Origin of the sequence: Pseudomonas sp. 1928-m (assembly GCF_029269135.1) — a bacterium.
Lineage (GTDB): Bacteria > Pseudomonadota > Gammaproteobacteria > Pseudomonadales > Pseudomonadaceae > Aquipseudomonas.
The window spans coordinates 89,595-108,359 of sequence record NZ_JARIXO010000007.1; the positions used below are offsets into that span (position 1 = coordinate 89,595).

General features: G+C 61.8%; 23 protein-coding genes. 8 read left to right on the top strand and 15 right to left on the bottom strand.

The features are described 5' to 3' along the window. Positions 1 to 6: 6 nt before the first annotated feature. The 5 genes from P3C18_RS18670 to P3C18_RS18690 all read right to left on the bottom strand — a co-directional run bounded on the left by P3C18_RS18670 (position 7) and on the right by P3C18_RS18690 (position 4,330). Complete coding sequence (locus P3C18_RS18670; RefSeq protein ID WP_275963305.1) at positions 7 to 792, bottom strand: DUF899 domain-containing protein; 786 nt, start codon at positions 790 to 792, stop codon at positions 7 to 9. Positions 793 to 840: 48 nt separating this feature from the next. Beyond that, entirely contained in the window at positions 841 to 1,185 is a 345-nt protein-coding gene (locus P3C18_RS18675; protein ID WP_160013537.1) for a YciI family protein, read from the bottom strand. A 134-nt stretch (positions 1,186 to 1,319) separates the two neighbouring features. Beyond that, entirely contained in the window at positions 1,320 to 2,555 is a 1,236-nt protein-coding gene (locus tag P3C18_RS18680) for an RNA polymerase sigma factor (protein ID WP_275963306.1), read from the bottom strand. Positions 2,556 to 2,642: 87 nt separating this feature from the next. Then, positions 2,643 to 3,404 carry an ABC transporter permease gene (locus P3C18_RS18685; RefSeq protein WP_090375288.1) on the bottom strand — a complete coding sequence of 254 codons (762 nt, stop codon included), beginning with the start codon at positions 3,402 to 3,404 and terminating at the stop codon, positions 2,643 to 2,645. Then, positions 3,401 to 4,330, bottom strand: a complete 930-nt coding sequence (locus P3C18_RS18690) for an ABC transporter ATP-binding protein (RefSeq protein ID WP_275963307.1) — start codon at positions 4,328 to 4,330, stop codon at positions 3,401 to 3,403. The genes P3C18_RS18685 and P3C18_RS18690 overlap by 4 nt, the downstream gene beginning before the upstream one ends. A 159-nt stretch (positions 4,331 to 4,489) precedes the next feature. Between P3C18_RS18690 and P3C18_RS18695 the strand changes: the two genes are divergently transcribed. Next, complete coding sequence (locus P3C18_RS18695; protein ID WP_275963308.1) at positions 4,490 to 4,789, top strand: I78 family peptidase inhibitor; 300 nt, start codon at positions 4,490 to 4,492, stop codon at positions 4,787 to 4,789. A gap of 73 nt (positions 4,790 to 4,862) precedes the next feature. Continuing rightward, the gene (locus P3C18_RS18700) at positions 4,863 to 6,401 is read left to right on the top strand and encodes a sigma-54-dependent transcriptional regulator (protein WP_275963309.1); all 1,539 of its coding nucleotides are present in this window, start codon (positions 4,863 to 4,865) and stop codon (positions 6,399 to 6,401) included. Positions 6,402 to 6,410: 9 nt separating this feature from the next. Here the strand turns inward: P3C18_RS18700 and P3C18_RS18705 are convergent, their stop codons facing one another. From P3C18_RS18705 to P3C18_RS18735, 7 genes are all read right to left on the bottom strand, one after another. Continuing rightward, positions 6,411 to 7,178, bottom strand: a complete 768-nt coding sequence (locus P3C18_RS18705; protein WP_275963310.1) for a crotonase/enoyl-CoA hydratase family protein — start codon at positions 7,176 to 7,178, stop codon at positions 6,411 to 6,413. 262 nt (positions 7,179 to 7,440) lie between these two features. Beyond that, positions 7,441 to 8,352 carry an SDR family oxidoreductase gene (locus P3C18_RS18710; protein ID WP_275963311.1) on the bottom strand — a complete coding sequence of 304 codons (912 nt, stop codon included), beginning with the start codon at positions 8,350 to 8,352 and terminating at the stop codon, positions 7,441 to 7,443. 107 nt (positions 8,353 to 8,459) lie between these two features. Then, the gene (locus tag P3C18_RS18715; protein ID WP_275963312.1) at positions 8,460 to 8,990 is read right to left on the bottom strand and encodes a DUF1569 domain-containing protein; all 531 of its coding nucleotides are present in this window, start codon (positions 8,988 to 8,990) and stop codon (positions 8,460 to 8,462) included. Continuing rightward, positions 8,969 to 9,874: an alpha/beta hydrolase gene (locus P3C18_RS18720; protein WP_275963313.1), complete on the bottom strand. Its 906-nt coding sequence runs from the start codon at positions 9,872 to 9,874 to the stop codon at positions 8,969 to 8,971. Before P3C18_RS18720 ends, P3C18_RS18715 begins: the two co-directional genes overlap by 22 nt. After that, positions 9,871 to 10,653: a class II aldolase/adducin family protein gene (locus P3C18_RS18725; RefSeq protein ID WP_275963314.1), complete on the bottom strand. Its 783-nt coding sequence runs from the start codon at positions 10,651 to 10,653 to the stop codon at positions 9,871 to 9,873. The genes P3C18_RS18720 and P3C18_RS18725 overlap by 4 nt, the downstream gene beginning before the upstream one ends. A 99-nt stretch (positions 10,654 to 10,752) precedes the next feature. Beyond that, the gene (locus tag P3C18_RS18730; RefSeq protein WP_275963315.1) at positions 10,753 to 11,220 is read right to left on the bottom strand and encodes a cupin domain-containing protein; all 468 of its coding nucleotides are present in this window, start codon (positions 11,218 to 11,220) and stop codon (positions 10,753 to 10,755) included. After that, the gene (locus tag P3C18_RS18735; protein ID WP_275963316.1) at positions 11,220 to 11,672 is read right to left on the bottom strand and encodes a flavodoxin; all 453 of its coding nucleotides are present in this window, start codon (positions 11,670 to 11,672) and stop codon (positions 11,220 to 11,222) included. Before P3C18_RS18735 ends, P3C18_RS18730 begins: the two co-directional genes overlap by 1 nt. Positions 11,673 to 11,784: 112 nt before the next feature. Between P3C18_RS18735 and P3C18_RS18740 the strand changes: the two genes are divergently transcribed. Then, positions 11,785 to 12,246: a PAS domain-containing protein gene (locus tag P3C18_RS18740; RefSeq protein WP_275963317.1), complete on the top strand. Its 462-nt coding sequence runs from the start codon at positions 11,785 to 11,787 to the stop codon at positions 12,244 to 12,246. Between the two features lie 52 nt (positions 12,247 to 12,298). Continuing rightward, on the top strand, positions 12,299 to 12,970 hold the full coding sequence (locus P3C18_RS18745) for a hypothetical protein (RefSeq protein ID WP_275963318.1): 672 nt from the start codon (positions 12,299 to 12,301) through the stop codon (positions 12,968 to 12,970). Between the two features lie 88 nt (positions 12,971 to 13,058). On the opposite strand, the gene P3C18_RS18750 is transcribed toward P3C18_RS18745, so the two are convergent. Continuing rightward, a complete protein-coding gene (locus P3C18_RS18750; protein ID WP_275963319.1) occupies positions 13,059 to 14,837 on the bottom strand; it encodes an acyl-CoA dehydrogenase C-terminal domain-containing protein in 1,779 nt (592 codons plus the stop codon). A 208-nt stretch (positions 14,838 to 15,045) separates the two neighbouring features. Beyond that, the gene (locus P3C18_RS18755) at positions 15,046 to 15,999 is read right to left on the bottom strand and encodes a MerR family transcriptional regulator (protein ID WP_275963320.1); all 954 of its coding nucleotides are present in this window, start codon (positions 15,997 to 15,999) and stop codon (positions 15,046 to 15,048) included. A 91-nt stretch (positions 16,000 to 16,090) separates the two neighbouring features. Here P3C18_RS18755 and P3C18_RS18760 point away from each other — a divergent pair, with 91 nt between their 5' ends. Beyond that, entirely contained in the window at positions 16,091 to 16,516 is a 426-nt protein-coding gene (locus P3C18_RS18760; RefSeq protein WP_346015639.1) for a DUF393 domain-containing protein, read from the top strand. Between the two features lie 4 nt (positions 16,517 to 16,520). Here P3C18_RS18760 and P3C18_RS18765 read toward each other — a convergent pair whose 3' ends face one another. Further along, on the bottom strand, positions 16,521 to 16,817 hold the full coding sequence (locus P3C18_RS18765; RefSeq protein ID WP_275963321.1) for a hypothetical protein: 297 nt from the start codon (positions 16,815 to 16,817) through the stop codon (positions 16,521 to 16,523). Positions 16,818 to 17,081: 264 nt separating this feature from the next. Here P3C18_RS18765 and folM point away from each other — a divergent pair, with 264 nt between their 5' ends. Genes folM through folX form a run of 3 tightly spaced genes read left to right on the top strand, consistent with a single transcriptional unit; the run spans position 17,082 to position 18,746 of the window. Next, entirely contained in the window at positions 17,082 to 17,792 is a 711-nt protein-coding gene (gene folM / locus P3C18_RS18770) for a dihydromonapterin reductase (protein WP_275963322.1), read from the top strand. 22 nt (positions 17,793 to 17,814) lie between these two features. After that, the gene (gene folE / locus P3C18_RS18775; RefSeq protein ID WP_275963323.1) at positions 17,815 to 18,375 is read left to right on the top strand and encodes a GTP cyclohydrolase I FolE; all 561 of its coding nucleotides are present in this window, start codon (positions 17,815 to 17,817) and stop codon (positions 18,373 to 18,375) included. Further along, on the top strand, positions 18,375 to 18,746 hold the full coding sequence (gene folX, locus P3C18_RS18780; protein ID WP_275963324.1) for a dihydroneopterin triphosphate 2'-epimerase: 372 nt from the start codon (positions 18,375 to 18,377) through the stop codon (positions 18,744 to 18,746). Before folE ends, folX begins: the two co-directional genes overlap by 1 nt. Positions 18,747 to 18,765 lie beyond the last annotated feature (19 nt).

The following is an 18,765-nucleotide window of genomic DNA, read 5'->3' on the forward strand; positions in this document are numbered from 1 at the left end:
TTGTGCTTATTTCTGGGTCGAGGCGCAGCAGGCATGCGCCGCTGCTGGTTGCTGGTATTCGTCGTGCAGGCGGGTCCAGTGCATACCCTTGCCCTCCAGATCGGGCATGCCGTCCCAACCTTCACCGCGGCCGAAGGGCGTGAGGTCGAGGTAGTGGAAGCTGCTCATCAGCATTTCCAGACCACGGCCGTAACTGGAGTAACAGTGATAGACCTGCGCGCCATCGCGCAGAAATACGCTGACGCCGGGCTGCTCGCCCTGCACGTGGTAATTCAGGCCAAGGCTCTCTAGTTCGGCCTTGTCGCGGTAGTTGTATTCCACCGGGGCGACCTGCTCGTCAGTGGTGGCGTGGTAGTCGTAGTTGAACGCGCTGCCCAGCGAGGAATACCAGGGCAGGCTCCAGCCCATACGCCGCTGAAACGCCTGCAGATCGGCCAATGGCGCGCGGGAAACCAGCACCAGGGTGGTGTCGCGGGCATGCAGGTGGGCCTGGTGGCCGATATTGTCGACCACGCAGGAACAACCGTCACAGCCCTCGCCGCGGTCCATGTGGTACATGAAGTGGTAGATGATCAGCTGGCTGCGCCCGGCGAACAGATCGGCCAGGCTCAGCTCACCCTCGGGCCCCTGAAAACGGTAGTCGGCCTCGACCTTGACCATCGGCAGCTGGCGGCGCTCAACATTCAGCGCATCGCGTTGCTGGGTCAGCGCCTTCTCTTTGGCCAGCAAGGCCTTGCGGGCAATCAGCCACTGCTCACGGCTGGCAATCTTGGGGTATTCAGGACGACTCATATGCAGTGCTCCTTTTCCGTTGATTGAGCAACGCGGGCAGCGTGCGCTCTAGACCTGCAGCTCGCGAACCGGGCGGACTTCCACACAACCGACGCGCGCCGCCGGAATATGCCCGGCCAGTTGAATAGCTTCGTTAAGGTCGCGCGCTTCAACCAGATAAAAACCCGCCAGCTGTTCCTTGGTCTCGGCAAACGGCCCGTCGATGATCGACAGCTTGCCGCCGCGCATGCGCACCGTGGTGGCGGTCTGCACCGATTCCAGCGCTTCGGCGGCGAGCATGCGGCCGCTTTCTGCTACCGACTCGGCATAGGCGAAACACTCCTCGTCACGCGGGCTGTCGGGCGAGTTATGCAGCTCATGCTCGTTGCTGTAGACCAGGCACAGGTATTTCATGGCGTTCTCCGGTGGTGTGGCGCGGTTACTGACTAATCGAATGGCTCGGCGCTGAATCGACAGCGCCGCACAAAATATTTTCAGGCCCGACCAACGGTAGCCAAGCTGCGCTTATCCGCCAGGTGGATGGCGGCTTAGCCAGTCGGCAACTCGTCCAGGCGCATCTGCAGAAACTGCCGATCCGAGCCCTGCTGCGCCAGTTGCAATGCTCGCTGATAGGCATCACGGGCAGGGGCCACGCGGCCCAGGCGGCGATTGAGATCGGCGCTGGCAGCATGAGCCAGGTGGTAATCGGCTAGTTCGCCGCTGGCCAGCAGCGCGTCGATCAGCCTCAGGCCGGCCTCGGGGCCTTGCTGCATGGCCACCGCCACGGCGCGGTTGAGCTCGATCACCGGTGATGGATTCAGACGCAGCAAAGCGTCGTAGAGCCCGACGATCTGCGCCCAGTCGGTCTGCTCGGCGCTAGCAGCTTCGGCATGTACGGCAGCAATCGCGGCTTGCAGGGTGTAGCCAGCGAAGCGCCGCGAATGCAGAGCCTGCAAAACCAGGGCGTCGCCCTCGGCGATCAGCGCGCGGTCCCACTGGCGGCGGTCCTGCTGCTCCAGCAGCACCACTTCGCCGCTGGCCGAGCTGCGCGCAATGCGCCGCGACTCGTGCAGCAGCATCAGCGCCAGCAGGCCCTGCACTTCCGGCTCAGGCAGCAGCTCCAGCAGCAGGCGCGCCAGGCGGATGGCCTCATCGGACAGGTGCGCGCGGGTCAGCGAATCGCCCGAGCTGGCGAAATAGCCTTCGTTGAACACCAGGTAGATCACCCGCAATACGGCGTCCAAGCGCTCGGGTAGTTCGCTGCGTCCGGGCACTTCATAGGGGATGTGTGCGTCGCGAATCTTCGCCTTGGCGCGGACGATGCGCTGGGCCAGGGTGGCAGGTGTGGTGAGAAAGGCGCGGGCGATTTCCTCGGTGCCCAGATCGCAGACTTCGCGCAGGGTCAGGGCCACCTGGGCATCGCTGGCCAGCGCCGGGTGACAGYAGGTGAAGATCAGCCGCAGGCGGTCGTCTTCAAGCAGCTCGCCCTCGTCCAGCGGTGCGTCATCGGCCAACTCAACGTGGTCATCCAGCGGCTGGAAACGCCGCTGCCGGCGCAGGTTGTCGATGGCCTTGAAGCGCCCCGCCGACACCAACCAGGCACGTGGATTGGCCGGCACACCGCTCTGCGGCCATTGCTCCATGGCCGCACGAAAGGCTTCGTGCAGCGCCTCCTCGGCCAGGTCGAAATCGCCCAGCAAGCGAATCAGGGTGGCCAGCACACGGCGCGATTCATCGCGGTAGAGCTGCGCCAACAGAGCCGGCAAGGCGGCAGAATGGTCCATTGCATTGCACTCCATAACGGCAGTGGTTGCGCGCTACTCCCCTGCCGCGCAACCAGAACCGTTTCACCCTACCGCATTAGGCGCGCTTCAGCTTTTCAACCGATAACCGGTTTTGAAGATAAAGCCCACGGCAAGAATGCACAGCAGCAGAAAGCCGAGAATCATCGCCAGGCTCAGGCCGACATTAACGTCGGACACGCCGTAGAAGCTCCAGCGGAAGGCGCTGATCAGGTACACCACCGGGTTGAACAAAGTCACCGTCTGCCAGGCCGGTGGCAACATGCTGATCGAGTAAAACGCACCGCCGAGAAAGGTCAGCGGCGTGACGATCAGCGCCGGCACCACCTGCAGCTTCTCCCAGCCATCGGCCCAGACGCCGATGATGAAGCCGAACAGGCTGAAGGTCAGCGCGGTCAGCACCAGAAACGCCAGCATCCACAGCGGATGAAGAATCTCGAAATCGACAAACAGCCGCGCGGTAATCAGGATCACCAGGCCAAGAATGATCGACTTGGTGGCCGCCGCGCCAACATAGCCGATGAGGATTTCCAGGTAGGACACCGGCGCCGACAACAGCTCGTAGATGCTCCCCGAATACTTGGGCATGTAGATACCGAACGAGGCGTTGGAAATGCTCTCGGTGAGCAGCGCCAGCATGATCAGCCCCGGCACGATAAACGCGCCGTAACTGACGCCCTGCACCTGGGTCATGCTCGAACCGATGGCCGAACCGAACACCACGAAATACAGCGAAGTGCTGATTACCGGGGTGGCAATGCTCTGCAGCAGGGTGCGCCAGGTACGCGCCAGCTCGAACAGGTAGATGGCACGGATTGCGTAGAAATTCATGCGCGCGACTCCTTGACCAACGACACGAAGATTTCTTCCAGCGAACTCTGGCTGGACTGCAGATCCTTGAAGTCGATGCCGTGCTGGGCGAGGTCCTTGAGCAGTTCGGCGATGCCGGTGTGCTCGCTCTGGGTGTCGAAGGTGAACACCAGGGCGTGGCCCTCGTCGCTCAGTTCCAGCGGGTAACGCGCCAGCTCGGCGGGGACGCTCGCCAGGGGGTGCTGTAGTTGCAGGGTCAGCTGCTTCTTGCCGAGCTTGTGCATCAGCGCCTGCTTGTCTTCCACCAGAATGATCCGGCCCTTGCTGATCACCCCAATGCGGTCGGCCATCTCCTCGGCCTCTTCGATGTAGTGGGTGGTGAGGATGATGGTCACGCCACGCTCACGCAGGCGGCGCACCATATTCCACATGTCGCGGCGCAGCTCGACGTCGACGCCGGCGGTGGGCTCGTCGAGAAATAGAATCTGCGGCTCGTGGCTCAGCGCCTTGGCAATCATCACCCGACGCTTCATGCCACCGGACAGCTCGAAAATCTTCGCGTCACGCTTGTCCCACAGCGACAGGTCCTTGAGCAGTTGCTCCAGGTAGGCTGGATTGGGTTTCTTGCCGAATAGGCCGCGGCTGAACTTCACCGTCGCCCAGACGGTTTCGAACACATCGCTGACCAGTTCCTGCGGCACCAGGCCGATCTGCGAACGGGACGCACGGTAGTCCTTGATAATGTCCTTGCCGCCCACCAGCACCCGACCACCGCCTGGGTTGACGATGCCGCAGATAATGCTGATCAGGGTGGTCTTGCCCGCACCATTAGGGCCGAGCAGCGCAAAGATCTCGCCGGAGCGAATATCCAGGTTGATGTCCTGCAGCGCCGGATGGCCGCTGGCGTAGGTCTTGCTCAGCTGTTGAATCGAGATCACCGCTTGCACAGAACCTCCTGCTCTGGGGAAAAGCGCAATTGTAGGGAAGTTGGCCGGGCTTGCGGAAATGCTGATGCAGCAACCTGGCTGATTTTCCAGGTCAACGTTGAGCTACAGCGGATGCGGCTGCTAGGCTGACCTGGTTTTACCCAGACAAGGAAATAGACCATGGCTCTTCGTCATCACCTCACCAGCCTTACCCTCCTCGCCCTGCTGGCCGGTTGCAGCTCGCAGCCTCCGGCGCAGCAAACCGCTGAAATCACTGGAGACTGTTCGGTCGACAACCTGCAAGGCGTGCTCGGGAAAACCGCCAGCGCCGAATTGATCGAGCAGGTGCAGCAGCAGGCCAACGCCAAGACCCTGCGCGTACTCGCCCCCGGCGACGCCGCCACCATGGATTACAACCCGCAGCGTTTGAATATCGATATCGATGAAAGCGAAGTAATCATTCGCCTGACGTGCGGTTGAGCGCCCTTCGGTTAACTAAGCCCCGCAGACCGGGCATACTGGCGCATCCGTAAGCAAGTCGGCCGCCTGTTCCATGCGTATTCACGTCACCTTTATCGACCGCGTTGGTATCACCCAGGAAGTGCTGGCGCTGCTCGGCGGGCGCAATCTCAATCTGGATGCGGTGGAGATGGTGCCGCCGAACGTGTATATCGACGCGCCGACCCTGAGCCCCGAAGTGCTCGACGAGCTGCGCGAGGCGCTGTTCAAGGTCCACGGCGTGCAGGCGGTGACGATTGTCGACATCCTTCCCGGCCAGCGCCGCCATCTGCAGCTCGACGCCCTGCTCGCCGCCATGACCGACCCGGTACTGGCGGTCGACAGCCAGGGCCGCGTGCTGCTGGCCAACCCGGCGCTAATTGAGCTCTGTGGTCAGCAGCCCGAGGGCCTGGGGATTGGCGAGCTGTTTGCCGACAACCAGTTACAGACAGAACTCCTCGAGCAGAAATTCCGCCTGCCAATGCGCGAGGTCACCCTCAAGGGCCAAGCCCTGCTGCTCGACGCACAACCGATCACCGAAGGCGTTGACGGCGGCGCACGCCACCTGGCCGGCGGCCTGCTCAGCCTGTACGCACCGAGCCGCATAGGAGAACGCCTGGCGGCGCTGCACCATGATCACGCCGAGGGTTTTGACTCACTGCTCGGCGATTCCGCACCGATTCGCAACCTGAAAACCCGCGCCCAGCGCGTCGCCACCCTGGATGCGCCGCTGTTGATCCAGGGTGAAACCGGCACCGGCAAGGAGCTGGTGGCGCGCGCCTGCCATGCCATCAGCACACGGCGCACCGCGCCGTTTCTTGCGTTGAACTGCGCGGCATTGCCGGAGAACCTCGCCGAAAGCGAGCTGTTCGGTTATGCCCCCGGCGCCTTTACCGGGGCTCAGCGCGGCGGCAAGCCGGGGCTGCTGGAGCTGGCCAACCAGGGCACGGTGTTTCTCGATGAAATCGGCGAAATGTCACCGTACCTGCAAGCCAAGCTGCTGCGTTTCTTGAGCGATGGTACTTTCCGCCGGGTCGGCGGCGAGCGTGAGGTCAAGGTCAATGTGCGCATCCTCAGCGCCACCCACCGTGACCTGGAGAAGATGGTCAACGAAGGCGCATTCCGTGAGGACCTGTTCTACCGCCTCAACGTACTCAACCTGGAAGTGCCGCCGTTGCGCGAGCGCGGCCAGGACATCCTGCTGCTGGCGCGGCACTTTATGCAGCAGGCCTGCGCGCAGATCCAGCGCCTACCCTGCCGGCTGACGCCGGACACCTACCCGGCGCTGCTGGGCAACCGCTGGCCGGGCAATGTGCGCCAGCTGCAGAACGTGATCTTCCGCGCAGCGGCGATCTGCGAAAGCAACCTGGTGCAGATCGACGACCTGGATATCGCCGGTACCGCAGTGGCCGCGCAGCAGGCCGAGGGTGAAGTCAGCAGCCTGGAAGCGGCAGTGGACCAGTTCGAAAAAGCCCTGCTGGAAAAGCTCTATCCCAGCCATCCCTCGACCCGGCAACTGGCGACCCGTCTGCACACCTCGCACAGCGCGATTGCTATGCGCCTGCGCAAATACGGGATTCCGGGCAAGCCGTAAACGTGCTGATCAGAAGGTGCCGTGTCGCCCCGTGCCATCCTTGAAACGCTGTGCGCCGGCCTGGGTTTCACCGCTGGCAATCACCGCCATGCCTCCGGCAAACTCGTTGCCCAGCGCCTGCATAAAAGGTAGATCCCACTGCGCATAAGCACTGGCGCGGTCGGCCAGCATGCAGCGTTGCGGGAAGCCAGCAATCTCCAGTGCCAACTGCTGAGCCGCGGCTAACGCACTGCCGGCTGCGACCACCCGATTGACCAGGCCCATGCTCAGCGCTTCCTCGGCCAATACCGGGCGACCGGTGAGAATCAAATCCAGCGCGCGGCCCTGGCCGATAATTCGTGGCAAACGCACGGTGCCACCGTCGATCAGCGGCACACCAAAGCGTCGACAGAACACCCCGAGTACGGCGTTATCGGCCATCACCCGCAAGTCGGCGAGCAGCGCCAACTCCAGGCCGCCGGCTACCGCATGGCCTTCGATGGCGGCGATCAGTGGTTTGCTCAGCTGCATGCGGCTGGGGCCCATCGGCCCGTCACCCTCGGTTTCCAGGCGATTGGCACGCACAGCGCCTGCGGCCACCGCACCCAGATCAGCGCCAGCGCAGAAAGTCCCGCCCGCCCCAGTCAACACCGCCACCCGCGCCTGCTCGTCAGCTTCAAAGGCACGCAAGGCAGCGGCCAGCGCCTCAGCAGTCGGCCGATCAACCGCATTGCGCACCTCGGCGCGGTTGATGCTCAGGGTGGTGACGGGACCGTTCTTTTCGATAATGACGCTCATGGAAACTCCTACAGATAAAACAGCCAAGCCACCGATCGTAGCCCGTATAAGCCGAGGCATACGGCGCAGTCCGGGAAGATTGCGCTGGCGCTTATTCGGGCTACGGCATCGGTGTGGTGCCCTGGCCCACGAGCGCGATTGGAGGTGTTGCAAACCTGCCGTCCCTAAAAAGCCGAAGGCCGGCATTGAGCCGGCCTTCACCTTAAAGCCCTGCGCGGTGGAAATCAGCCTGCTGACCGATCTCCCCACCAGAGTGGCGCAATCAGAGGGCGAACTTCTGCAGGTTGGCCATCATCTCTTTCATCGCTTCGATATTGTCCTTCGGATGGGCGGCGCCCTCGAAGTCGCAAATCTGCGCGAAGTTGGCCGCCACGTCTTCCGGGCTGTAGCCTTCACGCGGATCGAAGCCAGCACCCAGGCTGCGCTCCCAACGCACTTTGCCCATCCAGCCACCACCCACTTCGAACAGGCCGGAGGTTTCTTCGCAGGCGCTGCTCGCCAGGTACACCACCAGCGGGCTGACCAGCTCAGGTTTGAGCTGTTCAAACACCTGCGGCGGAATCAGGCCTTCGGTCATGCGCGTGCCGCCAGTAGGGGCAATGGCGTTAACCAGGATGTTGTTCTTGCGCCCTTCGAGGCCCAGGGTGCGGGTCAGGCCGTACAGGCCGAGCTTGGCCATGCCGTAGTTGGACTGACCGAAGTTGCCGTAAATGCCCGACGTGGAAGCGGTGAAAATCACCCGACCATAACCCTGCTCACGCATATGCGGCCAGGCGGCGCGGGTGACCTTGTAGGCACCTTCGACGTGGACTTTGTAAACCAGGTCCCAGTCGGCGTCTTCCATCTTGTGGAAGGTCTTGTCGCGCAGAATGCCGGCGTTGTTTACCACCACATCGATGCGGCCAAAGGTATCCAGGGCGCACTGCACAATCTTCTCGCCGTCAGTCACCGAGTCATGATTGGCCACTGCGGTACCGCCAGCGGCGCGGATTTCCTCGACCACTTTATCCGCCGCCGAGGCGTTGGCGCCTTCACCGTGGGTGCTGCCGCCGAGATCGTTGACCACCACCTTGGCGCCGTGTTTAGCGAACAACAGCGCATGGGCACGGCCCAGACCGCCGCCGGCCCCGGTGACGATTACAACCTGATCTTGAAAACGGATGGCGTCGCTCATGCAGCATTCCTCGGCAGATTAACAATGCGCCGAGTGTCCAGCAGTCGTGCTCCGGTCACAATAGGTACGCGCAGCGCTGAATGGTGCGCAATAAAGCAGCGGGATAGTCAGGCTGGCCGAATAAGGCTGAGATGATTGTATAGATGCAGCACATGGGCCTGGGCATAGTCGGCATGACTGAGCGCGCCGTAGGCAAAATGCGGCTGCAGCTCGCCCTGATACGCAGCGAAATCGGCAAAGGCCTGCTGCAAACGCTGTAGCGCTTGGGCTTGCGTGGCTGGCGCATTCAGCGGGGCCGCCCCGGGAATGAACTCATCCAGAGGATGGTGCATCGCACCGCGCGCGGCAAATACGCTAAACGCCAGCGGGCCGACGCTACTGCGAAACCAACCAGGCTTAAGCTCGGGGTAACCGCTGATGGAGTACTCGATGCTCTGCGCGCAGTGGTTAAACACTTCGGCCGGACTCCAGCCCTTGAGGCTGCGCAATGGCTGATCGACCAAACTGGCCAGCAGCTGCTGGGCCGCGTCCAGGCTGACTGCGGCGGGCGCCTCGCCGCTGGGCAACGCCCAGAACCCGGCACCCAGAGCCGCCACACCGCCCAAGGCGGCACCTTTCAGGACAGTACGTCGCTGCATATTGCGGCCTCCAGCCGATTACGGAATTGCAAATAATGAGCGAGCACCTGATCCGGCGCCTCGGTCTGCGGATAGTGACCGATGCCTTCCAGCAGCACAGTGTCCGGCTTGCCAATCAGCTCACGGTAACGCGCCACCATATGCGCCCCGGAGATTGGATCGACAGCGCCGTCGATCACCCGCATCGGCACCGCCGTGGCCTGCATTGCCGCCACCCAACGCTCGCGGTTGACGCGGCGCTCGGGCATATAGCGGATCAGTCGATGCATCACCGCAGGGCCGTTATTGGCGGCAATCAGGCTCCAGAAATCATCCAGTTCACCGGCGCTCGGTTGAGTGTGCGGGCCGAACACTTTGGCAAAGCTGGCAGCCAGCTTCTTGCGGCCAAATAGCCGACCGATCAGCGGGCCGATGGGGCTGAGCAGCAGCTTCTGCACCAGCACCGGGTGATGGGTTTCTGGAAACAACCCGCCGTTGAGAAATACACAGCTGGCTAGTTGCATGCGCCCGTCCTGATGGCGAGCGAGCAGTTCCTGCGCCACGCTGTCGCCGTAGTCATGGGCCAGCAGATGCACCGGCTGACCAATACCCAGATGCGCCAACAGCGCCTGTTGCAGATCAGCCTGTTCCAGCAGGCTGTAGGCATGCCCACGGGGTTTGGCCGAGTCGCCAAAGCCGAGCATATCGCAGGCAATCACCTGATAGCGCTCAGCCAAAGCAGCCCACAGGTAATGCCAATCCCAGCTGGCAGTGGGGAAGCCGTGAATCAGCAACAGCGGCTCACCCTGCCCGGCCGTCCAGTAGCGGATGTCATGGCCGTTAAAGCGAAAGTCTTGGCCCGCGCGGCGCCAATCCGCCAGGGCAATCCCTGGCAACGCCGTCATGCTGCGTAACCCGGCATCTGTTGATCGAGTTTGCGCAGCAGCGCCGGCCACGGCAAGGCGCCGCCCATACCCTGCGGGCTTTTCATCACCCCGGCGATCATCGCGCGGGCACCGTCGAGCACCTGTTGCGGGATATGGATCAGCTCGGTGCCACCGCTCTGCGCCATCACCTGAATCTCGCAGGCGCGCTGCAGGGTGAACATGCCAAGGAAGGCGTCGGCAATGCTGCCAAAGGCGGTAAGCAGGCCGTGGTTGGGCAGGATCATAAAGTTCTTATCGCCCAGATCCGCCTGCAGGCGCGCCTTCTCATCATGGTTCAGCGCTACGCCTTCGTAGCCGTGGTAAGCCAGGCTGGCGAGAACGAACAATGACTGCTGGGACAGTGGTAGCAAACCCTGCTTCTGCGCGGAAACCGCAATCCCCTGCGGGGTGTGGATATGCAGCACGCAACCAACATCGTGGCGCACCTCGTGCACGGCGCTGTGGATGGTGTAGCCGGCGGGGTTGATGTCGAACGGGCTGTCCATCAGCTTTTTGCCGGCCAGGTCGATCTTCACCAGGCTGGAGGCGGTGATCTCATGGAACATCAGGCCGTAAGGGTTGATCAGGAAATCTTCGCTGCCGGGAATCTTCGCCGAGATATGGGTGAAGATCAGGTCATCCCAGCCATACAGGGCGATCAACCGGTAACAGGCGGCAAGATCCACCCGGGCCTGCCATTCGGCGGCGGATACCTGATCCTTGAGGCTGACAACAGGCAGTGCGTGGGCAACGGTCATGATGGATTCCTCGGCTTTTGTTATTGAAGTGCCAAGGAGTCTAGCGAGGGATGCCGCAAAGGTGAGTCGCTCTGGCGGCCAGCGTGGTGGCCTTGCGGGTCAAACCAGTTCGGGATGCAGCTGCGTGAGCATGGGCCAGTCGCGCTGAGCCTCACGGTCATCACTGAATAGCTGGAAGCCGGCAAAGTCGAAACCCGGCGTCACYGTGCAGCCCACCAGGGTAAACGCCCCGGTACTGCGCGCCGCCTGCCAGGCATAGGCCGGCACCAGGCGCTGCGGCAGTTGGCCAATAGCCACCGGACCCAGACGTGCACAGCGCACCGCGTCGGGCTGCTCGGCCAGCAGCAGCTCCAGCGGCGCGCCTTCATAGAAGTGCCAAAGCTCATCGGCATCCACCCGATGCCAGCGGCTGACCGCGCCGGCCGGCAACAGGAAAATGATCGCCGTGCCACACAGGCGACCGCCGTCCAGCTGCGCAGAGGACTCATACAAGCGGCGGTAATAACCGCCTTCCGGATGCGCCTGCAGCTGCAGCGTGCTGATCAGTTCCTGCGCGCGCGGGTGCATCAGCCTTGCAACGCTACGATAAAGTCGGCCAGCCAGGGCTCGGCGTCGCTTTCCGGGGTCACGCTTTCGCTGCTGTCCAAGCGCAGCATCGGCTGCACTTCACGGATGCCCAGTTCGGCATACAGCTCGCGCACCAGCTCGCCGCCGCCGCAGAAGGTATCGCCATAGCTGGAATCACCTAGGGCAATCACCCCGCCCGGCAGCCCGCTCCAGGCCGGCAGATGGTCACGGATAGCGAAGTACAGCGGCTGCAGGTTATCCGGCAACTCGCCCATGCCGGTGGTCGAGGTCACCGCCAGAAACGCCTCGGGGGCAAAGGCCTGAATATCCGCCAGGCTGGCGCGCGGGTTGTGCCAGGCCTCATGGCCAGCGGCGTTGAGCAGGCGCTCGGCGTGGCGGGCAACTTCCTCGGCGGTGCCGTACACCGAACCGGAAAGGATGGCGATCTTCATGCAAAACTCCGAAACAGTCAGAACCAAATCGATAAGCCCAGCATTATGCCGCAAGTAGACAGCCCGCCCGGATGTTTTAGAATGCAGCCGACATAGCCTGGGAAATCGCCTCATGATCAACGCCAAACTGCTGCAACTGGTGATCAACGCCTCCAACGACGGCATCGTGGTGGCCGAACAGGAAGGTGACGACAACATCCTGATCTATGCCAACCCCGCCTTTGAAAAGCTCACCGGCTACGCCAGCGAAGACATCCTTTATCAGGATTGCCGCTTCCTCCAGGCCGGTGACCGCGACCAGCCGGGCCTCGCGGCGATCCGCGAAGCGGTGAAGACGCACCGCCCATGCCGGCAGATCATCCGTAATTACCGCAAAGACGGCACGCCGTTCTGGAACGAGCTGTCGATCACCCCGGTGGTCAATGATGCCGACCAGTTGACCTATTACATCGGTATCCAGAAGAACGTTACCGAGCAGGTCGAGGCGCAGGAGCGGGTCACCCAGCTGGAAGCCGAACTGGCGATACTCAAGGCAGAACTGGCGCGCCTGCAGGCGACGACCGGCAGTAACTAATCCCCAGTGCAGCGGTCACAACAGCTTCTAGGGATTGATGTAGACCGCTTCCATGCAAGAACAGGCACTCCTGACCCAGGCAGAACTGGCCTTTATCCGCCAGCTGCACCAGCCCGCAACCACCGAGCAGCGCAGCCAACCGCGCTTGTCGGTGGATATTGGCAAACAGCTCAGCGAGCTGCTGTCGCACTGCGCCGTCAATGAGCAGCTAAGCCTGCATGCGCATATCGCCAACCAGCACCTGACCTTCGACCTGCACCTCAGCCAGGATGAGCAAAGCACGCCCTGCCTGCAGCTCAGCGCCCCGCAGATTTTCGATGAAGGTGAGATCAACCGCGCCTGGCGCTCGCCCCTGCCCGAGCCATTGCCGCTGCACACACCCAGTGCGCAGCCGAGTGACCTGTGGATTCATCAGCTGTCGATGAATGGTGCGTTGATCGAGCATCGGGCCCGGCGTAAGGCGCCCAAGCGCTTTCATCTGGTGTTGCCGGTAGACGAGCACACGCCGATTGCGGTGATCGGGGTTTTCGTCCGTGCAACCGAAGACGGCCTGCTGGCCTACCAGCTGCACACCCTGGACCCGCAAAGTGATGAGCAGCTGCGCCAGTTTATCTACCAGCAACACCTGCAGCAGGAACAACGGCTGCATGCCGGACGCCGCGGAGACCCGAGACATTCCGCGCAAATCCCGGACAAAAAAAGACCCGCAATCAGGCGGGCCTAAAGTGCAGGCGAAACGCCTGCAGCAGGGATAAAAAAATCCGATAGCCGAAAATGGGCGGAACTGATGGCTACCGGATTGCGCAGTCGTTTCAGGCAGCAAATTCCTCTTCGTTGAAGGCCATCAGCGTGGCTTTGCCGGCCTTGACCTCAGCCAGCAGGCTGGCGGTTTCAGTCAGGATGCGCGCCATAAAGAAATCCGCAGACTTCAGCTTGGCGCCGTAGAACAGGGTTTCCGTGCTGCCGGCCGCCAGCTTGGCCTTGGCCACCGCCGCCATACGCGCCCACATCCAGGCCAGGCTGGTCAGGGCAAACAAACGCAAGTAAGGGGTTGCGGCGGCGCCGGCCTGTTCGGGGTCTTTCATCCCCTCACTGGCAATCCACAGCGTGGCTTGCTGCAACTGCTTGAGGGCAGCGCCTACCGCAGTGACGTGCTCAGCCTCGGCATTGGCCTTGAGCCAACCCTCGACCAGGGCGAAGTAATTACGCACCGCACGGCCGCCACCCAGACCCAGCTTGCGCCCGACCAGATCCAGCGCCTGAATGCCGTTGGTGCCTTCATAGATGCGGGTAATCCGCGAGTCACGTACCAGTTGCTCGATGCCCCAGTCTTCGGTGAAGCCGGAACCGCCTAGTACTTGCAGGCCTTCGTTGGCGCAGTTGAAGCCTTCATCGGTGAGGAAGGATTTCACCACTGGGGTCAACAGTTGCACCAGATCATCGGCCTGCTCGCGCAGCGCGGGGTCTTCATGGTCATGGGCGACGTCTTCATGCAGGCCGGTGAAATAGGCCAGCGCGCGGCATCCTTCGATCATCACCTTCTGACGCAGCAACATACGCCGCACATCCGGGTGCACGATGATCGGATCGGCCGGTTTGTCCGCCGCTTTCGGGCCGGACAGCGAACGGCTTTGCAGGCGTTCTTTAGCAAAACCGAGGCTGACCTGATAGGCGCTTTCGGCAATGCCGAGACCCTGCATGCCGACCATCAGGCGCGCCGAGTTCATCATGGTGAACATGCATTTGAGGCCCTTGTTCGGCTCGCCGATCAACCAGCCCTGGGCACCTTCGAAATTCATCACGCAGGTGGCCGAACCCTTGATGCCCATCTTGTGTTCCAGGCCGCCGCAGAACGCCGGGTTACGGCTGCCGTCCTCGAGAAACTTGGGCACCAGAAACAGCGAAATACCTTTCACGCTGTCCGGGGCATCGGGAAGCTTGGCCAGCACCAGGTGCAGGATATTGTCGACCAGATCGTGCTCGCCGCCGGTGATCCAGATCTTGGTACCGCTGATGGCATAGCTGCCGTCCGCCTGCGGTACGGCGCGTGTGCGGATCAAACCCAGGTCGGTGCCGCACTGCGGCTCGGTCAGGCACATGGTGCCAGTCCATTCACCGCTGATCAGCTTCGGCAGATAGCGCTCCTGCAATTCGCGGGCGCCGTGGGCGGTCAGCGCGTTGATCGCGCCATGGGTCAGCCCCGGGTACATGCCCAGCGACAGGTTGGCCGAGCAGACCATCTCCTCGACCATCATATTCAGCACATGAGGMAGCCCCTGGCCACCGAACTCAGGCGAACAGGCCAGTGCGGTCCAGCCGCCTTCGGCGAACTGCTGATAGGCAGCACGAAAGCCATCCGGGGTTTTTACCGACTTGCTCTGCGGGTCATACGCGCAGCCTTGCTTGTCGCCTGACCCATTCAATGGGGCCAGCACGTTTTCCGCCAGCTTGGCGGCTTCTTCCAGAATGGCGCCACCGAGGTCGTTTCCGAACTCGCGCTGACTAGGCAGCGACTGCAGGGTGGCATAAGCGTCGAGCACCTCGTCAAAAACGAAACGCATATCACGAAGGGGTGCGCGGTATTGGGTCATGTTGCTGAGTCCTCAAGCTGTACAAGTGGATACAAGCTATACACAAACAAACAATGTATAGCTTTTGTATAGCCTAAAACCCCAGATAGCAAGCAGTTTTCTGTACAAGCTGTACAACTAATCGGAATCAGCAACAGATTGCAGGCAGGCGAAAACGCAGTTGCCATAACGGCGACTGCGCTTATTCAGGCGTGCTTAATAGAAGAAATCAGGTATCCAGGTGGCCAGCCAGAAACTGCTGCAGGCGGCGCTGCATCAGGCGACCTTCGTTGCCCAGGCAGGCAATCGGCGAACCGCTGAGGCTTTCCTCGGCCAGGTCGGCACCATCGCCGGCCATCACCAGCGGGCAATCCAGCGCCAACGCCAGGCGCGAGAGCACCTTGGGCAAGTCATCGCTGGGCGGCTGATTGGAGAACAGCACGAGGGCCTGGGGCTGCATTTTTTCACAGATCAGGGTCAGCTCTTCCAGCGGCTGACCCAGCCCGAGCACGCTGACAGCGGTGTCGGCACTGCTTAGCAGCAATCCGGCAACCAGCAGTTCCAGTTCGCGGCAATGGCCCGGCAAGGCTGCCAGTAGTACACGCTCCTCAACCTGGGCACGCAGTACCTGCAGGCGCTGCAAGGTACGGGCACGCAGGAAGGTATCGAGAAACAGCCACTCGCTGGTCTGGCCGTACTCGTCCTGGCGCAGCAACAGCTCCTGCCACAGCGGCATGAGGATGTCCTGAAACACCACCGGCAACGGGTAGCTGGAGAAAATCTGGCCGTACAGACGATCCAGGCGCGGCTCATCGAAGGCGCTGATGGCGCGGCGCAGCTGGGCTTGCCACTCGCCCCACTCGCTGGCGCTGACCTCTTCATAAACCGGTGAACTGGCAGATTTGATCGAGCTGCTTTTGGCCAGAATCTTGCCAACCTTACTCACCGCCACACCGCGCTCGATCCACGCCAGGATGCTGCGCACCGACTCGATATCCACCTGCGAATACAGGCGATGGCCGCTGTCGGTGCGGGTTGGCTGGATCAGCCCATAGCGCCGCTCCCAGGCCCGCAACGTGACCGGATTGACGCCGGTCAGGCGCGCCACCTCACGGATAGGAAATAACTCTTCCTGCTTGAGGGCACTCGAAACGAGGGACACAGTACCAACGTGATCGGACATGGGCGCAGGTATCACAGAAAAAATGTTGCACGCATTGTAACTCAGCTATTTCCGGCATACTTTGTACAAGACTTATACAAAGAGCTAGACCATGAACAAGCAACCCTGTTGGCCCCTGACCCTCTACTACGATGGCGACTGCCCGTTGTGCGCCCGCGAGATCCAACTGCTGCGTCAGCGTGCCGATGTACAGCGCCTGTGCCTGGTCGATATCGGCCTCAACGACTTTCATCCCGAGTCCGTCGGCCACAGCCGAGAAACCCTGCAAAACCGCCTGCATGCCCGCTTCGCCGATGGCCAATGGGTGACCGGTCTGGATGCCACGCTGTGGAGCTGGCGCGCAGCCGGCCTTGAGCGCTGGACCGCGCCACTGACCTGGCCGGTATTACGGCCGCTGCTGGAGCTGGGTTACCGACTGTTCTGCCGGCTACGCCCACACCTCGACTGGCTGCCTCACCCGGACGCCAGCCGGCGCTGCAGAAACGCCGCCTGCACTGCCAGCAGAAACCCGCGATAAGCCATCAGCGCAGCTTGATCCACAGCCCTGCATCAGGCTCAAGCAAGGCAGGGCGAGCAATAATTTCATCGTGGCTTTCCGGCTGCAGCAACAGCATCTGCCGCACGCCGCAACGACGCAGACGCGCCTTGAGCAATGCCAATCCAGGCCACAGCGCTCGCCCCGGCGCATACTCCAACGTGCGCACGCCGCCAGCCTTGCCGACCACCTGCACCTTGTAGCCACAACAGCGCAGAGTGAGCACCTCGACATGGCGTACCTGCCCACACAGCACCGCAATGCTCAACTGCCAAGGCTTCATAACGGCACATACCTGTACAAGAAAACCAATCTTGTACACGATAAAAACAATTTTATTCAGCCCTCCCGAACAAAAATACCGATACAGCTCAATGAAATAGGCTAAACGGCATGAAACAGACCAGTACCCGCACAGGCCGCATGGTTGTACAAAGCCTATTGCTGGTATAACTTTACTTCTGGTTCAGCCGAGGCCACGCCCTACTGGTCAGGTAACCCGGCGCAGCATCGCTGAACCCACCCTTTTCTTTCTGCCGAGTCGAGCATGAGCGTCAGCGCCGCCCCCATCCTAATAACCGGAGCCAGCCAGCGTATCGGCCTGTACTGCGCCGAACGCCTGCTGGATGATGGTCACGCCGTGATCGTCAGCTACCGCAGCGAGCGCGAAGGCATTGCTGCGCTCCGGCAGCGCGGCGCCCTGGCCCTGCAGGCGGACTTTGCCAGCGAAGCCGGCATCCTGGCGTTTATCGAACAGCTCAAGAACCACACCGACAGCCTGCGCGCCATTGTGCACAACGCCTCCGACTGGCTGGTGGAGGCGCCGGGCGAAGAAGCGGCGGCCTTCCAGCAACTGTTTAGCGTGCACATGCTCGCGCCCTACCTGATCAACCTGCATTGCCAAGCACTGCTGGCGCGCTCAACGCCGGCCGATATCGTGCATATCAGCGATGACGTGGCGCGCAAAGGCAGCGCCAACCGGCCGGCCTACTGCGCCAGCAAAGCCGGGCTGGACAGCCTGACCCTGTCGTTTGCCGCGCGCTTCGCCCCACAGATCAAGGTCAACGGCATCGCTCCGGCGCTGATCCTATTCAACCCGGACGACGACGCCGACTACCGCCGCAAAACCCTGAACAAATCGGCACTGGGCATCGAACCCGGGCCGCTGGTGATCTACCAAAGCTTGCGCTACCTGCTCGACAACCCCTACGTCACCGGCACCACACTGACTGTCAACGGCGGCCGCCATCTCAAATGAGCCTGGCCGCGAGGACCCTGTAATGACCCCAGAACTGCCCGACCACTACCGCGAGATTCTCCTCGGCGTTGGTGAAAACCCCGAACGTGAAGGCCTGCTGGACACGCCCAAACGCGCCGCCAAGGCCATGCAGTACCTGTGCAACGGCTACCACAAGAGCCTTGACGAAGTGGTCAACGGCGCGCTGTTCGAGTCGGATAACGACGAGATGGTGATCGTCCGTGATATCGAGCTGTACTCGCTCTGCGAGCACCACTTGCTGCCCTTTATCGGCAAGGCTCACGTGGCCTATATCCCCACCGGCAAGGTGCTCGGCCTGTCGAAAGTGGCCCGCATCGTCGACATGTTTGCCCGCCGCCTGCAGATCCAGGAAAACCTCACCAAGCAGATTGCCGATGCGATCCAGCAGGTTACCAACGCCGCTGGCGTGGCCGTGGTGGTTGAGGCCAAACACATGTGCATGATGATGCGCGGTGTGGAGAAGCAGAATTCGGTGATGACCTCTTCGGTGATGCTTGGAGCCTTCCGCGAATCCTGCAACACTCGCCACGAATTCCTGCAACTGATCGGACGGAGCAAGTAATGCCGCGACTGGAACCTGGGATGGCGCGCATCCGCGTCAAGGACCTGCGCCTGCGCACCTACATCGGCATCAAGGAAGAGGAGATCAACAACAAGCAGGACGTGTTGATCAACCTGACTATCCTCTACCCGGCGGTGGAAGCAGTGCGTGACAACGATATCGACCACGCCCTCAACTACCGCACCATCACCAAGGCAGTGATTAGCCACGTCGAAGGCAACCGCTTCGCCTTGCTAGAGCGCCTGACCCAGGAAATCCTCGACCTGGTGATGGGAAATCAGGCGGTATGTTATGCCGAAGTGGAAGTCGACAAGCTGCACGCCCTGCGCTTTGCAGAATCGGTGTCGATCACCCTCGCCGGGCACCGTTAAGCAACAGGCTGAAAAATTG

What these genes read in the sequence shown, in the direction of transcription:
- P3C18_RS18670 (WP_275963305.1), bottom strand. Translation starts at nt 792, where the DNA reads ATGAGTCGTCCTGAATACCCCAAGATTGCCAGCCGTGAGCAGTGGCTG.
- P3C18_RS18675 (WP_160013537.1), bottom strand. Translation starts at nt 1,185, where the DNA reads ATGAAATACCTGTGCCTGGTCTACAGCAACGAGCATGAGCTGCATAAC.
- P3C18_RS18685 (WP_090375288.1), bottom strand. Translation starts at nt 3,404, where the DNA reads ATGAATTTCTACGCAATCCGTGCCATCTACCTGTTCGAGCTGGCGCGT.
- P3C18_RS18695 (WP_275963308.1), top strand. Translation starts at nt 4,490, where the DNA reads ATGGCTCTTCGTCATCACCTCACCAGCCTTACCCTCCTCGCCCTGCTG.
- P3C18_RS18700 (WP_275963309.1), top strand. Translation starts at nt 4,863, where the DNA reads ATGCGTATTCACGTCACCTTTATCGACCGCGTTGGTATCACCCAGGAA.
- P3C18_RS18705 (WP_275963310.1), bottom strand. Translation starts at nt 7,178, where the DNA reads ATGAGCGTCATTATCGAAAAGAACGGTCCCGTCACCACCCTGAGCATC.
- P3C18_RS18710 (WP_275963311.1), bottom strand. Translation starts at nt 8,352, where the DNA reads ATGAGCGACGCCATCCGTTTTCAAGATCAGGTTGTAATCGTCACCGGG.
- P3C18_RS18715 (WP_275963312.1), bottom strand. Translation starts at nt 8,990, where the DNA reads ATGCAGCGACGTACTGTCCTGAAAGGTGCCGCCTTGGGCGGTGTGGCG.
- P3C18_RS18720 (WP_275963313.1), bottom strand. Translation starts at nt 9,874, where the DNA reads ATGACGGCGTTGCCAGGGATTGCCCTGGCGGATTGGCGCCGCGCGGGC.
- P3C18_RS18725 (WP_275963314.1), bottom strand. Translation starts at nt 10,653, where the DNA reads ATGACCGTTGCCCACGCACTGCCTGTTGTCAGCCTCAAGGATCAGGTA.
- P3C18_RS18735 (WP_275963316.1), bottom strand. Translation starts at nt 11,672, where the DNA reads ATGAAGATCGCCATCCTTTCCGGTTCGGTGTACGGCACCGCCGAGGAA.
- P3C18_RS18740 (WP_275963317.1), top strand. Translation starts at nt 11,785, where the DNA reads ATGATCAACGCCAAACTGCTGCAACTGGTGATCAACGCCTCCAACGAC.
- P3C18_RS18745 (WP_275963318.1), top strand. Translation starts at nt 12,299, where the DNA reads ATGCAAGAACAGGCACTCCTGACCCAGGCAGAACTGGCCTTTATCCGC.
- P3C18_RS18755 (WP_275963320.1), bottom strand. Translation starts at nt 15,999, where the DNA reads ATGTCCGATCACGTTGGTACTGTGTCCCTCGTTTCGAGTGCCCTCAAG.
- P3C18_RS18760 (WP_346015639.1), top strand. Translation starts at nt 16,091, where the DNA reads ATGAACAAGCAACCCTGTTGGCCCCTGACCCTCTACTACGATGGCGAC.
- P3C18_RS18765 (WP_275963321.1), bottom strand. Translation starts at nt 16,817, where the DNA reads ATGAAGCCTTGGCAGTTGAGCATTGCGGTGCTGTGTGGGCAGGTACGC.
- folM (WP_275963322.1), top strand. Translation starts at nt 17,082, where the DNA reads ATGAGCGTCAGCGCCGCCCCCATCCTAATAACCGGAGCCAGCCAGCGT.
- folE (WP_275963323.1), top strand. Translation starts at nt 17,815, where the DNA reads ATGACCCCAGAACTGCCCGACCACTACCGCGAGATTCTCCTCGGCGTT.
- folX (WP_275963324.1), top strand. Translation starts at nt 18,375, where the DNA reads ATGCCGCGACTGGAACCTGGGATGGCGCGCATCCGCGTCAAGGACCTG.